Origin of the sequence: Halopseudomonas pertucinogena (assembly GCF_014646575.1) — a bacterium.
Taxonomy (GTDB): Bacteria; Pseudomonadota; Gammaproteobacteria; order Pseudomonadales; family Pseudomonadaceae; genus Halopseudomonas; species Halopseudomonas pertucinogena.
On record NZ_BMNN01000001.1, the window covers coordinates 58,347 to 72,239 of the forward strand.

The following is a 13,893-nucleotide window of genomic DNA, read 5'->3' on the forward strand; positions in this document are numbered from 1 at the left end:
CGGCAAGTTAGCACAGCCGGTGAGCCGTTTGAGCGAGTCGCCAGCTCGTTGCGCTTGATTTGTGCGCCAGTTCAAAACCTGCTCCGGCAGCTTCGGCAGGGATTGTGAGCCACGTCTCGATACAGACAATCCACTGAACAAACCGCTATCCCCCCTCACATGTAATGCCTTAATTTTCGCCCATGCAGAACAAATCATCAGCACACTATCAGCGGCTTTATCGCCAGCGCTTGCGCGAGCGTGGGCTGATCAAGAAGGAAGTCTGGGTGCTGCCCGAGTACGCCTCACAGCTCATGGCCTGTGAGCGGCAATGGCGCCAGCCGCGGTCCGGGCTGGCTTTGACAGACAGAGAGGGAAACGCAATGCAGCAGATCTGGACTGCTAAGGGATTGTATGAAGCGCTGGCGACCACCGAGCTCTTTACCAGCGGAGCGGCGCGGCTCGAGCTGATTGATGGCAGCGAGCCAAGCCTGCACATCACCATGTGCGAATACGGTGAGCTGCCGCTGTTTCTGGCAGTGCACGGCGAGCAGATCATCGTCGAGGCGCTGCTCTGGCCGGCCAGTGACGTGGAGCACCAGGGGGATTTCAATGCCGAGGTGCTGCGCACCCAGAAGCTGTTCCCGCTGTCCTGCATCGGGCTGGAAACCCTGGCTGACGGCGAGCTCTGCTACACCATGTTCGGGGCACTGAGCTCGTCCTCCTCACTGGCGGACGTGGTGTTCGAGATCGAGCTGCTGGCGGATAACGTCATCAAGGCCACTGAGGCTTACGAAGGTCACCTCAAGGCAACCGCCTGATTGTTTTCAAGGAGAAGAAGCGATGAATGTCTGGAGAAAGTTGCTGACAGCGGTACGAGGCGGGGCACATGAGGTGGGCGAAGCGGTGGTGGACAGCCAGGCCCTTCGCATTCTGGATCAGGAAATCCGCGACGCTGACGACGAGCTGCACCGCTCCCGCGAGGCACTGGCCGGCATCATGGCCAAGCAGAAGCTGGCCGCCGAGCGGGTGGCCAAACTGCAGGATCAGATCACGGAATACGAAGGTTACGCCCTGAAGGCGCTGGACGCCGATAACGAGACGCTGGCGCGGGAAGTGGCGGAAAAGATTGCTGCGCTGGAAGCCCAGCTCGGTGATGAGCGCGAGCAGGCCAATGGCTACGCCAGCAGTGTGGCCCAGCTGCGCAAGGCAATCACCCAGGCTGAAGGCAACCTCAAGCGGCTGAAGCAGCAGGTGGATACGGTCAAGGCCACCGAGAGCGTGCACAAGGCGCAGCTGGCAGTCTCCCAGCGCCACAGCGGATCCAAGGCAAAGATGCATACGGCGCTGGAGTCGCTGGAGCGCATCAAGCAGAAGCAGGCCGAGCGGGGCGCGCGCATGGAAGCGGCCGAAGAGCTGGCTGCCGAAGCGAATCTGGATGACCAGCTGGAAGGCAAGCTGCGCGCCGCAGGCATCACCCCGGATGCAGGCAGCGCTGACAGTGTGCTGGCGCGCCTGAAGAACCGAGCCACTACCTGACCTGCCCGCGGCCCCCGCTACTGCGTACAAGGATGTACCCATGAACCTGTTTCTGCAGACGTCACTGTCTTTCCCCGTAGTGCTGCTGAGCTTCGTGCTCTGTGTGGCGGTGCTCTACTGGCTGGCGGTTGCCCTGGGGGTGCTGGATATCGAGGCGCTGGATTTCAGTCTGGACGGGGTGGAGTCGAGCTTCTCCTCCGCCGAGGGACTCGGCGGCCTGCTGCTGAAGCTGGGCTTCCGGGATGTACCGGTCACCCTGTGGCTGACGCTGCTGGTGTTCTTCGGCTGGATGCTCTGCTACTTCGCCGAATTGCTGGCGCTGCGTTTCCTGCCCCTGGGTTGGCTGCGCTATCCGCTGGGGCTGGTGGTCGTTGCCGGTTGCCTCATGCTCGCGCTGCCGGTAGTGCGGCTGATCAGCAGACCGCTGCGGCCGCTGTTTCGCAAGGTCAACAGCGACAGTACCCGTTCGCTGATCGGCCAGACCGCAGTGGTACGCAGTGGCAAGGTCAGCATGCGCACCGGGCAGGCCAGCCTGGAAAACGGTGGAGCGGGGCTCATCCTGCGCATCCGCGCCGAGGAGGAGCTCGGCCTGCAGCGGGGCGACCGGGTGGTGCTGCTGGACTATCTGCCGACCGAACACGCCTACCGCGTGATAACCGAAAACGAATTCAATGATGTATGACCCGCAGGAAGCAGTCACGGGTGCCGCAAACAAGGAGATGTAGATGAACATGGCAATGCTGATGCCCTTCCTGATCGGGGTGGGCGTATTTTTTCTGATCCTGATTGGATTCTTCGTTCTGTTCCAGGCGTTCTATATCAAGGTACCGCAGGGCACCGCCCTGATCGTCAACGACATGTCCTCCACGCCGAAGGTGCACTTCACCGGTGCACTCGTCTATCCGGTGATCTACAAGAAGGAGTTCATGAAAATCTCCCTGCTGACGCTGGAAGTGGACCGGCGTGGCAAGGATGGCCTGATCTGCAAGGACAACCTGCGGGCGGACATCACCGTTGCGTTCTACCTGCGGGTAAACGAAACAGCTCAGGACGTGCTCAAGGTGGCCAAGGCCATCGGCGTGGATCGCGCTTCCGATCGGATCGCAGTGAACGAACTGTTCAACGCCAAATTCTCCGAGGCGCTGAAAACGGTCGGCAAGAACTTCGATTTCGTCAGCCTGTTCGAGGAGCGTCAGGCGTTTCGTGACCGCATCATCGAGGTAATCGGCAATGATCTGAACGGTTATATCCTCGAAGACGTGGCCATCGACTATCTGGAGCAGACCCCGCGCACCTCGCTGGATCCGCACAACATTCTGGATGCCGAGGGCATCCGCAAGATCACCCAGCTGACCGCGGCGCAGAACGTGATCACCAACGAGCTCGAGCGCAACGAAGAGCTGGCGATCAAGAAGAAGAACGTCGAGACCCGCGAAGCCACGCTGGCGCTTGAGCGCCAGCAGGCCGACGCCGAGGCCCGTCAGAAACGCGAGATCGAGACCATCCGCGCCCGGGAAGAAGCCGAAACCCTGCGGGTGCGCGAGGAGGAACGGCTGAAGGCCGAGCAGGCGCGTATTCAGACCCAGCAGGAGCTGGATATCCGCGCGGAGAATCATCAGCGCGAAGTGGAGGTGGCCCAGCAGAACCGCGAACGGGCGGTGGTGATCGAGAAGGAGAAGGTGTTCCGCGCCCGGGATCTGGAGATCGTCGCCCGTGAGCGTGAAGTCGAGCTGCAGCGTATCGAGAAGGAAAAGGCGCTGGAAGAAGAGCGCAAGAACATTGCTTCGGTCATCCGCGAACGCGTGGCGGTGGAGAAGACAGTGGCTCAGGAAGAGGAACGCATCAAGGAAGTGCGGGAAGTGTCCGAAGCCGAACGTCTGAAGCAGGTGGTACTGCTCAATGCCCAGGCCGAGGCCGAGCAGGAGCTGGTACGCCAGGTCAAGCAGGCCGAAGCGGACGAAACCCGTTCCCGGCACAAGGCGGTGGAAATCAACACCCTGGCCCAGGCCGAGCTGGAAGCAGCGGCGAAGAAGGCCGAAGCCAAGAAGAAGCTGGCCGAAGGTACCCAGGCCGAGCAGGCTGCCACCGGTCTGGCGGCAGCGAAGGTACGGGAAGTGACCGCAGCGGCGAAGGAGAAGGAAGGCCTGGCCGAAGCGCGCGTGCACGCCGAATACATGGCCGCCGATGCCAGGGGCGAGCAGGAGAAGGGGCTGGCGCAGGCGCGCATTACCGAAGCCCAGGCACTGGCCAAGGAGAAGGAAGGGCTGGCCGAGGCCAAGGTGCTGGAAGAGAAACTCACCGCCCAGGCCCGCGGCGAGGAGCAGCTCGGTGTCGCCCAGGCGCGCGCCACCCGCGAACAGGGTCTGGCCGAGGCGGAAATCCTGCCGGAGCGCTTCAACTCCGAAGCCGAAGGTCTGGGCAAGAAGTTCAGCGCGCTGGATGCACTCAGCGACAACGCCCGCCAGCACGAGGAGTTCCGCATGCAGCTGGAGAAGAGCTTCGAGGAAGCCATGGCTGCGATCGCCGCGAACAAGGACATCGCCAAGGATCAGGCCGAAGTACTCTCCGCAGCGCTGTCCAAGACCAAGATCGACATCGTTGGCGGCGAGGGCGATTTCTTCAATTCCTTCGCCAAGTCCCTCTCGGTGGGCAAGGCCATCGAAGGCGTGGTCGGCAAGAGTCCGGTGGTGCAGGATGTCATCCAGCGCCTGCTGGCCGGCAAGGCGGCCCCGGTCGATGCCTCCAAGGCCAACGGTCACGCCATCCCCGGCGAGATCTGAGCTTCACCCTCTCCGCCCCCGGTCTTCCGGGGGTGCTTGTCTGGCTTGATTCAGGAACAACAGCATGACGGATGTGCACACCGAGGCGCCGGGACAGGAGCTGGTTGATCGGGCGGTAGCCGAAGGCGGCGCCTACGAGGTGCTGCAGCGGCGGTTGCAGGAGCAGGGAGCGCAGCTCAGGGCGATTGCCGACGGGCTGAACCAGCAGCGTCAGGAGGCCTTCGGCAGCAGCCGGATGGAGGTCACGGGGCGCGTACGCATCCGCACCGAGAACAATTGCCTGGCCAGGGATATCGTGCAGGTTGGCGACGCGCTGCTGTTTGGCTACAACGTGTTCCTCGGTCTGAAGAAGGAGACCCGGGTCGCCGATGTCTTCTCCCTGTATCGGGTAATACAGCACGAGGAAGGCTACGAGGCAGAGCCACTCCCGCTGACCGGCAGCTTCCTTGACGAGCCCGGCTTCGTCAATGATTTCAACGAGCTCTACGCCTATTACAAGAACACCCGGCTGCTGCAGCTGACGATCCGCGACGGCAAACTGCTGGCCAGCTTCCAGATCGGCGAGCGCATCAGCGACGTCCGCGTGTTCCGCTGGTCGATTTCCCAGAACGGCGAACAGGTGCGCTACATCGACAACCGCGGCGAGCGTGACGTGGCGCTGCCGCAGCCCTTCGACTTCGAGTGGCAGCGTGCAACGAGGGAGATGGCGGTCAATGGTCGCCATCCGCACGTCAATATCCTCGATACCGTCTTCGTCGAGACCGTCGGTGGCGACCTGACGGTGAAGGTGGAAAACAACACCGAAGACGGCCTGGGCATCTACCGCGAGCCGGTGCAGGACAAGACCCAGTCGCTGGATGACGCGGTCATCGAGTTTGCCAGGGTCGGCAGCCTGGTGCTGCTGAAGATCCTGCCCTACCGGGAGGAGGTCTGGCGCTATCTGGTCTTCAACAGCCTGACCCGGAAGGTCGAGCGCATCGATGCGATTGGCCTGGCCTGCGTACAACTGCCTGAAGACCACGGCATCATCTTCCCCGGTGGTTATTATCTGCAGAGCGGTGAGCACAAGACTTTCGACCAGTCGATGGAAGGCATGCGCTTCAAGCGGGCGATGCGCTCGCCCAACGGCGAGGATGTGCAATATGTCTTTTACCACCCGGAGCAGGGACGCTCAGCGCTGTTCACCTACAACCTGATCCGCCGCGAGCTGCAGAATCCCGTGTTCGGCCACGGCTATGCGCGGCTGGAAGACGGGCGCATGGTGATCTTCTCGGCAGAGGGCGATGAGCCCACGCGGATCCATCCCATGCAGATCTGGCAGACGCCGTTCTTCACCGATGAGTACGCAGCGCGCCAGCCCCAGCGCAGCGATTTCTTCGGACGTACCGGCAATGCCGAGCTGGTGCGCGGCATCTCCGAACTGCTGAACCTGAGCCGCGAGATAGACAGCAGCGAGGTGTCCATCCAGCGCTACACCCGACTGTGCCAGGACGTGCGCCGGCTGTTCGATGCCTACCACTGGCTGGATGATCCCCAATGCCAGGGGCTGGGCAAACTGCTGCATCAGGTCGCCTCGACCGCCGAACTGGTGCTGGACGAGTTCGAAAAGGTGGAGAGCATCCGCCAGCAATCACGCCGCGCCATGAACGAGGCGGAAACACGCTGGCAGTCCCTGCTGGAAACCCTGCACCGTGACGAGCGGGGGGATGTCCAGGCGCATGTCTCGGCGCTGAACAACCTCGCTCAGCTGCGTGGCCAGCTGCTGACCATCCGCGATTATCGCTACATCGACATCGAGCGCATCGATCAGATGGAAGCGGAGCTTCTGGAACAGCAGGCCGAAGCAGCGGCAGCTACCGCCGAGTTTCTGGCGGGCGAATCCGCACTTCAGCCCTACCTGTCCGCCCTGCAGGATGCGGATGAGCAGGCGCAGCGAGCAGAGACCGTAGCCGGACTGGGTGAGCCGCTGGCCGCCTTCGAACGAATGTTGGCCGACCTCGACATGCTGTCGTCCCTGATGGCCTCGCTGCAGATCGAGGATGCCACCCAGCGTACCCGCATCGTCGAGTCCATTTCCGAGGTCTACGCCCGGCTCAATCAGGCCAAGGCCCGAGCCGAACAGCGCCGGCGCAGCATGGGTTCTGCCGAGCAGGTTGCACAGTTCGGCGCGCAGTTCCGTCTGTTCAGCCAGAGCATCACCAGCGCTCTGGCTCAGGCTCGGGATCCAGAAGGCTGCGACGCGCAGCTGTCGCGCCTGCTGGTGCAGCTGGAGGAGCTGGAAAGCCAGTTCGGCGATCATGAGCAGTTCCTCGGTGATATCCTGGCCAAGCGTGAAGAGCTGCTGGAAACCTTTGAAGGCCATCGACAGGCCTTGCTGGATGAGCGTCAGCGCCGCGCGCAGGGCCTGCTTGATGCAGCCGTGCGCATCATCGACAGCCTGCCTCGCCGTACCGGGCGGCTGGAGACCCCGGAGGAGATGAACGCCTTCTTCGCCACCGATCCGCTGATTCTCAAGCTCCGCGAGCTGACCGAGCGGCTGCGCACGCTGCAGGATAACGTCAAGGCTGACGATGTCGAAGCCCGTCTCAAGCATACCCGGGACCAGGCTGTGCGCGGCCTGCGCGACAAGGCCGAGCTGTTCGAGGAAGGCGGCAATGTCATCCGCCTGGGGCCGCGGCATCGCTTCAGCGTCAACACCCAGGAACTGGACCTGACGCTGATGCCCCGGGGCGATCAGCTGTACCTGCATCTGACCGGCACCGACTTCCTCGAGCCCTTGCAGCATCCTGAGCTGGAGGCGCTCAAACCCTTCTGGCAGGTCAACCTGGAGTCGGAATCCGACGAGCTTTACCGTGCCGAGTACCTGGCCGGCGAAGTGCTGGCCGCCTGCGAGGCCGGCCGTGACGGGCTGGACATGGGCCAACTGCATGAGCTCCTGCTGCAGCCGGAACAGTTGGTGCGGATGGTCCGCGAGTTTGCCACCCCCCGTTACCGCGAAGGCTATGAGAAAGGCATTCATGACCATGACGCCGCGCTTATCCTGAATCAGCTGATACCGCTGCGCGACAGTGCCGGCCTGCTGGCATTCAGTCCGCTGGCACGGGCGCTGGGGCTGCTGTTCATCTCCACCCGTGGCGACCTCTCAGCGCAGCGGCAGTGGCCGCAACGAGCCCGGGCTGCGGCGCATATCCAGCGCCTGTTCGGCCGCCGCGATGCCTTCGCCCAACTGCGGGCCGAGGTTCAGCAGCACCTTGCCGATCACGTGCAGCAGCTGGCAATGGAGCAGGCGCCACTGGCCGAAGCGGCCGAGTATCTACTGGCCGAGCTGGCCGGTGGGAACCAGCCGGTGATGAGCAAGTACGCCCGCCAACTCACGGAGGGATTGCAGGATTGCCTGCAGCACGCCGGCCTGTGGGAGGAATATCAAACGACCCTGGCCCAGCTGGCGGATCAGCCGGCCCAGCGCTGGCGCCTGGTGGAAAGCTGGTTGCTGGGGCTGTGCGAGAGTGACGAATTTGCCGGTGCACGACATTACCTGCCCGAGGCCATCGCGCTGATGCTGTTGCCCGAGTCGGCGGGCGTGCAGGTGACCGAAGTGGACCTGCGCTTTACCGTTGACGGGCTACTGGGTGACCACCCACGGATAGACAATGGCAGCATGACACTGGCATTGGATGATCTGTTCGCGCGCCTGCGCCGTCACCGTGAGGCGTTCCTGCCGGGCATGCAGCGCTATCAGGCGTTGCGCCAGGAGGTCATCCAGCAGCAGCGCGACGCCCTGCGACTGGCCGAGTTCAAGCCAAGACCGCTCAGCTCCTTCGTGCGCAACAAGCTGATCAACGACGTTTATCTGGGCGTTATCGGCGACAACCTGGCCAAGCAGATGGGCACTGCGGGAGAGAGCCGCCGCTCAGACCTCACCGGCCTGCTCATGTTGATTTCACCACCCGGCTACGGCAAGACCACGCTGATGGAATACGTTGCCCACCGCCTCGGCCTGGTGTTCATGAAGATCAACGGCCCGTCGCTGGGACACGAGGTGCGCTCGCTGGATCCGGAGCAGGCGCCCGACGCGACCTCGGCTCAGGAGCTGGTCAAGCTCAACCTGGCGCTGGAGATGGGCAACAACGTCATGCTGTACGTGGACGATATCCAGCACACCCACCCGGAGTTCCTGCAGAAGTTCATCTCCCTGTGCGACGGCACCCGGCGTATCGAAGGGGTATGGAAGGGGCGCACCCGCACCTACGACATGCGCGGCCGCAAGTTCTGTGTGGTCATGGCCGGCAACCCCTATACCGAGTCCGGGGAGGTATTCCGGATTCCGGACATGCTGGCCAACCGGGCGGACATCTACAACCTGGGCGATACCCTCGGGGGCATGCAGGAGGTGTTCGCCCTCAGCTATATCGAGAACAGCCTGACCTCCAATCCGGTGCTCGCCCCGCTGGCCACCCGGGACATGCAGGATCTCTACCGCTTCGTCGACAAGGCGGAAGGCAAGCCCTTCTCCAGCAACGAGCTGAGCCATGATTACAGCACCGCCGAGATCAACGAGATTACCGCCACCCTGCAGCGCCTGATGCAGGCCCGGGACGTAGTTTTCCGAGTCAACCAGCAGTACATCGCCAGTGCCGCACAGGATGATCGCTACCGTACCGAACCGCCGTTCCGCCTGCAGGGCAGTTACCGCAATATGAACAAGCTGGCGGAAAAGATTTCCGCAGTGATGAACCAGAACGAGCTGATGCAGCTGATCGCCGATCACTACCAGGGCGAGTCCCAGCTGTTGACCACCGGCGCCGAGGAAAACATGCTCAAGCTCGCTGAGCTGCGCGGCAACATGACCGACGAACAGGCTGCGCGCTGGGAGCAGATCAAGACCGACTTCATGCGCAACAAGGCCATGGGCGGCGACGATGCCGATGTGGGCAGCCGTGTCGTGGCGCAGCTCAACGATCTGGTGAACGGCGTTCGTGCTCTGGGCGCCACCGCAAACCAGCCAGCCGGAGTGCGGATGGAAGACATACCCTGGCAGCAACTGGTGGACGGCCTGGAAAGCCTGCACAAGCTCAGCCCCAAGGTGCGCGTGGTAACCCCACCCAAGGCCGCCATGCAGTGGTTTGCCGGCGAACTGGGCGGCAGTCTGCAGGCGTCGCTGAAACCCTTGATCGAGGCGCTGGAGCGCAAGTAGGGCAGGCGGCAGCCAGCCCCTGCGCTACACTGATGCGCGACATATCCCGCATCTGCATCACCGGAGGCTGTCGTGAAGATTACCTGTGACCAGTCCGATTATCTGGAAATCGCCTGCCTCTACCGCATCCCCATCGCGCTCGACTGGGCCGATGGCAAGCGGGTGGAAGGGGTGCCGCTGGATACCGGCTATAACGAGCAACGCCAGGAATGCCTGCAGATGGAGCTCGGCGACGGGCCGCAATGGGTGGTGCTGGAAGGTGCGCTGAGCATGACGGCGCTGGAGGAGAACAAGCACTTCGCTCAGGTACGCTTCGGGTAGAAGGCATACGCAGTTGTACCGGTATTCAGGGAGGCGTTATGAAAAGGAAGCATGAAACACAAGAAACACTCGGCTCGCGTCTCATGGCCGCATTGTTTTCACTGTTTGTTTCGGTGCCCACGGCCGCGCTCATCTGGTTATGGGTCAACCGGGAGCTGGCATTCTGGGGAGGCTTTGTCAGCAGCAGCTATCTGCTGGTCTCGGTGGCCATTTTTGCGCTGATCGCCTTTGTCGTCCCCAGGCTGTTTCCCAGCCTGCTCGGCAGAATCTGGCACGGCATGATCAGCGTAAATCGCTGGTTCGGCTGGTAGCGGCAGGGGAGCTCACTCCGCCCACTCCGGATCACCGGTAAACACCACCGTCAGCCAGCGGTCCGGGCCCTTGTCGCCGATCATCTCGCCTACTTCCTCACGCAGCGCATCCCATTCCTGGATGGTGCGAGAGGGAGCGTCGGGCGGTACGATGAAGTAGATCTCGATCTCCCTGCAGCGGCCCATCCGTGCCACATAGGCGCGGTAGGACACCAGGCCATGCTTCTCCTTGAATGCCTTGGCAACCTCCTCCACGTGTTCCTTCAGGTCAGCCGGGGTGACCAGGAAGATATCCGCCAGGGCCTGGCGGATGGTGGAAATGGGCAGCGGGATGATGATCACGCAGACGGCAGCCAGGATCACCGGATCGATATAGGGCGACACCCACTCCAGGCGCGTGCCTTGCACCAGATAACCGAAGATGAAGGCGATCAGCAGGGCAGCGGTGATGGCGCCCGCCATGATCCAGCCCTTGATATCCAGCGCCACGAAGTCGGAGTTGATCTTTTCATTGGCATTTTTCTCGACGCTGGCCATGACCACGCAGGCAATCAGCGTGACCAGGGTGTAGAGAATTGCCCAACCGAACTCCAGTTCCCGGCCACCGTCCAGAATGCTGCCCACCGCGTTGAACAGTGCATAAGTCGCAACACTGACCAGCAGGGTGCCGTTCAGGCACAGCACCATCGGCTCCAGATGCCACAGCCCCATGGAGAAGCGCTCCTGCAGCTTCTTCGACACCGGCTTGATCGCCGCCGCGGCAGCAATCAGCCGGGCCACCACCAGCGACAGCAGGCTCATGCAGGCATCCACGAGGGAATACACCCCGTCGAACACGATGGAGAAGGAACCGGAGATGATGCCGAAGCAGATGCCGAGCAGTGAGAAGAATACCGTCGCGGCAATGGAAGCGCGCAGCACGCCAGCTTCGTCGGAGAGGTTGAACAGCCTTGTAACTCGATTCATGTCAGGTCAGTCAGGAGGTGGGTCGGGTATAGCACAGGTGCGCTACACCCGGAGTGCATCTCAGCTTAGCAGTAACGCATCATCCGAGAGCTTCTCACCACGGACCTTCTCGAACATCTGCAACAGGTCCGTCACGTCCAGTCCCTTGCGCTCATCGCCGGCCACATCCAGAACCACCTGACCCTGGTGCAGCATCACCGTGCGGTCGCCCACATCCAGCGCCTGGCGCATGCTGTGGGTGACCATCATGGTGGTGAGTTTTTTTTCTTCGACGATACGGGCGGTAAGTTGCAGTACGAAGTCAGCGGTGCGCGGGTCGAGCGCCGCGGTGTGCTCGTCCAGCAGCAGAATGCGCGACGGCTGCAGGGCGGCCATCAGCAGACTCACCGCCTGGCGCTGGCCGCCGGAGAGCAGGCCGATGCGGTCGGTGAGGCGGTTCTCCAGCCCCAGACCGAGGGTCGACAGCCGCTCGCGGAATCCCTCACGCATCTCCCGCTGCACTGCTCGGTGCAGCCCGCGGCGCTGGCCGCGCTGCTGGGCCAGAGCCAGGTTCTCCTCGATGGTCAGGTCCTCGCAGGTACCCGCCATGGGGTCCTGGAACACCCGCGCCACGCGGTCGGCACGGCTCCAGACGGGGAGGCGGGTGACATCATCGCCGTCGATCATGATCCGGCCGCTGTCCACGGACAGGTCGCCGGACACCGCGTTCAGAAAGGTCGACTTGCCGGCACCATTGGTACCGATCACGGTAACGAACTGGCCGGTGGGGATATCCAGCGACAGCCCCTGCAACGCCTTGGTCTCGATCGGCGTGCCGGGGTTGAAGGTGATTTTCAGGTTCTGTGCGCTGAGCATCAGTTGTACCTCCGGCGGGACAGGCGTTGCTTGATCAGCGGGATGACCAGTGCGATCACCACCAGTACCGCCGTGATCAGGTTCAGGTCCTGGGCCTGCAGGCCGATGAAGTCGCTGTTCAGCGCCAGGGCGATGAAGAAGCGATAGATCACCGCACCGATGACCACGGCCAGGGTGACGAAGAAGATACGCCGTGCCGGCATGATGCTTTCACCGATGATCACTGCCGCCAGGCCGATGACGATGGTGCCGATACCCATGGAGATGTCGGCGCCGCCCTGGGTCTGCACAAACATCGCGCCGGCCAGGCCGACCAGCGCGTTGGAGATCGCCATGCCGAGGATGACCATGGCGCCGGTGTTGACGCCCTGGGAGCGGGCCATGCGCGGGTTGGAGCCGGTGGCGCGGATGGCAAGGCCCTGGCGGGTGGCAAAGTACGCATCAAGCAGCAGCTTGGCGGCAATCACCACCAGCAACAGGATCAGCGGACGCGCAACATAATCAGACAGCCACTCGGGCTGCAGGATGCTGAACATGGTCGGTTCCATGATCAGCGGAATATTCGGCCGGCCCATGATGCGCAGGTTGATCGAGTACAGCGCGATCATCATCAGGATACTGGCCAGCAGGTCCATGATCTTCAGGTGCACGTTGAGCACCGCGGTGATCATCCCGGCAAAGGCGCCGGCAAAGGTCGCGATCACGGTAGCAATGAAGGGATCAGTGCCGTTGGCGATCAGTACCGCACACACGGCGCCGCCAAGCGGGAAGCTGCCATCGACCGTCAGGTCGGGGAAGCGCAACAGGCGGAAGGAGATATAAACACCGAGCGCCACCAGACTGAAGATCAGGCCGACTTCAAGGGCGCCGAAAAGGGAAAACAATGACATGGAATGTTGTGCCTTAGGTGAACGGCAGCGCCGGTGCGGAGGCACCGGCGCATGTCAGGTCAGTCGATGATCTCGGCGGCCGAATCCAGCAGCTCCTGGGACAGGGTAACGCCCTGTGCCTTAGCAGCGGAACGGTTGACGTACAGGCTCAGTTCACCGGTCTTCTCCGGAGCAATGGTGCCCGGATCTTCACCCTGCAGCACACGCACTGCCAGCTTGCCGGCCTGCACCCCGTGCTGGTAGTAGTCGATACCCAGCGCAGCAATGGCGCCACGCTTGACGCTGTCGGTATCGGAAGCGATCAGCGGCGTCTTGGTGTCGGTACCGACCTTCACCAGCGACTCGTAGGCAGATACCACGTTGTTGTCGGTGTTGGTGTAGATCACGTCGACCTTGCCGACCAGACTGCGGGCAGCGGAGCCTACATCGACGGTGCGCGGGGCAGCGGCCTCAACCAGGGTCATGCCCATGGTGGGCAGCAGTTCGCGCAGGCGCTCTACCACCACCACCGAGTTGGCTTCACCGGGGTTGTAGACCATGCCCACACGCTTGGCATCGGGCAGCACACGCTTGACCAGCTCCATCTGCCGGTCCAGCTCCAGCTCGTCAGACACACCGGTGACGTTGGTGCCGGACGGCTCCCAGTTGGCGATCAGCTGGGCGGCCACCGGATCGGTCACTGCGGAAAACACCGTCGGTACCGATTTGGTGCTGGCGACCACGGCCTGGGAAGAGGGCGTGGCAATGGCAACGATCACATCGGGCCTGTCACCGACAAACTTGCGGGCAATCTGCGCCGCGGTAGCGGTGTTGCCCTGGGCAGTCTGGTACTGCCACTTCAGCTTGTCGCCGCTGTAGCCGGCCTCTTCCAGCGCCGCACGCACGCCGTCACGGACCGAGTCCAGTGCGGGGTGTTCAACAATGGCAGTAACCGCCACCGATTTGGTTTCGGCAGCAGCGTTGGAAAACGGAGTAGCCAGACTCAGTGCCAGAACTCCGAGGGACATCCATTTAGCGATCGGTGACTTCATTGTATTTCCTTTGGGCCGGCAGAAGGC

At 62.6% G+C, this 13,893-nt stretch carries 10 protein-coding genes and 1 pseudogene; 7 read left to right on the plus strand and 4 right to left on the minus strand.

Going from position 1 to position 13,893, the window contains the following annotated elements; translation table 11 throughout:
* The first annotated feature begins 182 nt into the window (after positions 1-182).
* The 7 genes and pseudogenes from bacA to IEW63_RS00315 all read left to right on the plus strand — a co-directional run bounded on the left by bacA (position 183) and on the right by IEW63_RS00315 (position 10,124).
* On the plus strand, positions 183-800 hold the full coding sequence (gene bacA / locus IEW63_RS00285; protein ID WP_188634616.1) for a biofilm formation regulator BacA: 618 nt from the start codon (positions 183-185) through the stop codon (positions 798-800).
* A gap of 22 nt (positions 801-822) precedes the next feature.
* Positions 823-1,518, plus strand: a complete 696-nt coding sequence (locus IEW63_RS00290) for a PspA/IM30 family protein (protein ID WP_188634617.1) — start codon at positions 823-825, stop codon at positions 1,516-1,518.
* Positions 1,519-1,558: 40 nt separating this feature from the next.
* On the plus strand, positions 1,559-2,200 hold the full coding sequence (locus tag IEW63_RS00295; RefSeq protein ID WP_188634618.1) for an OB-fold-containig protein: 642 nt from the start codon (positions 1,559-1,561) through the stop codon (positions 2,198-2,200).
* A gap of 43 nt (positions 2,201-2,243) precedes the next feature.
* The gene (locus IEW63_RS00300) at positions 2,244-4,298 is read left to right on the plus strand and encodes a flotillin family protein (protein ID WP_188634619.1); all 2,055 of its coding nucleotides are present in this window, start codon (positions 2,244-2,246) and stop codon (positions 4,296-4,298) included.
* Positions 4,299-4,362: 64 nt separating this feature from the next.
* Positions 4,363-9,489 (plus strand): annotated as a pseudogene (locus IEW63_RS00305) (DNA repair ATPase); the annotation flags it as partial.
* 75 nt (positions 9,490-9,564) lie between these two features.
* The gene (locus IEW63_RS00310) at positions 9,565-9,813 is read left to right on the plus strand and encodes a Rho-binding antiterminator (protein ID WP_188634621.1); all 249 of its coding nucleotides are present in this window, start codon (positions 9,565-9,567) and stop codon (positions 9,811-9,813) included.
* Between the two features lie 38 nt (positions 9,814-9,851).
* Positions 9,852-10,124 (plus strand): hypothetical protein, encoded by a 273-nt coding sequence (locus tag IEW63_RS00315; protein WP_188634622.1) that lies wholly within the window; start codon positions 9,852-9,854, stop codon positions 10,122-10,124.
* Between the two features lie 12 nt (positions 10,125-10,136).
* Here IEW63_RS00315 and IEW63_RS00320 read toward each other — a convergent pair whose 3' ends face one another.
* From IEW63_RS00320 to IEW63_RS00335, 4 genes are read right to left on the minus strand one after another with little or no spacing between them, the layout of a single operon-like run.
* Positions 10,137-11,090: a cation diffusion facilitator family transporter gene (locus tag IEW63_RS00320; protein ID WP_188634623.1), complete on the minus strand. Its 954-nt coding sequence runs from the start codon at positions 11,088-11,090 to the stop codon at positions 10,137-10,139.
* A gap of 60 nt (positions 11,091-11,150) precedes the next feature.
* Positions 11,151-11,945 (minus strand): ABC transporter ATP-binding protein, encoded by a 795-nt coding sequence (locus IEW63_RS00325; RefSeq protein ID WP_188634624.1) that lies wholly within the window; start codon positions 11,943-11,945, stop codon positions 11,151-11,153.
* Positions 11,945-12,835, minus strand: coding sequence for an ABC transporter permease (locus IEW63_RS00330; protein ID WP_188634625.1), 891 nt, complete (start codon positions 12,833-12,835; stop codon positions 11,945-11,947). The genes IEW63_RS00325 and IEW63_RS00330 overlap by 1 nt, the downstream gene beginning before the upstream one ends.
* A gap of 59 nt (positions 12,836-12,894) precedes the next feature.
* The gene (locus IEW63_RS00335) at positions 12,895-13,866 is read right to left on the minus strand and encodes an ABC transporter substrate-binding protein (protein WP_188634626.1); all 972 of its coding nucleotides are present in this window, start codon (positions 13,864-13,866) and stop codon (positions 12,895-12,897) included.
* Positions 13,867-13,893: the final 27 nt, after the last annotated feature.

Bases quoted from the DNA above. Each gene is read 5' to 3' on its own strand.
- bacA (WP_188634616.1), top strand. From the start codon at position 183: ATGCAGAACAAATCATCAGCACACTATCAGCGGCTTTATCGCCAGCGC.
- IEW63_RS00290 (WP_188634617.1), top strand. From the start codon at position 823: ATGAATGTCTGGAGAAAGTTGCTGACAGCGGTACGAGGCGGGGCACAT.
- IEW63_RS00295 (WP_188634618.1), top strand. From the start codon at position 1,559: ATGAACCTGTTTCTGCAGACGTCACTGTCTTTCCCCGTAGTGCTGCTG.
- IEW63_RS00300 (WP_188634619.1), top strand. From the start codon at position 2,244: ATGAACATGGCAATGCTGATGCCCTTCCTGATCGGGGTGGGCGTATTT.
- IEW63_RS00315 (WP_188634622.1), top strand. From the start codon at position 9,852: ATGAAAAGGAAGCATGAAACACAAGAAACACTCGGCTCGCGTCTCATG.
- IEW63_RS00320 (WP_188634623.1), bottom strand. From the start codon at position 11,090: ATGAATCGAGTTACAAGGCTGTTCAACCTCTCCGACGAAGCTGGCGTG.
- IEW63_RS00325 (WP_188634624.1), bottom strand. From the start codon at position 11,945: ATGCTCAGCGCACAGAACCTGAAAATCACCTTCAACCCCGGCACGCCG.
- IEW63_RS00330 (WP_188634625.1), bottom strand. From the start codon at position 12,835: ATGTCATTGTTTTCCCTTTTCGGCGCCCTTGAAGTCGGCCTGATCTTC.
- IEW63_RS00335 (WP_188634626.1), bottom strand. From the start codon at position 13,866: ATGAAGTCACCGATCGCTAAATGGATGTCCCTCGGAGTTCTGGCACTG.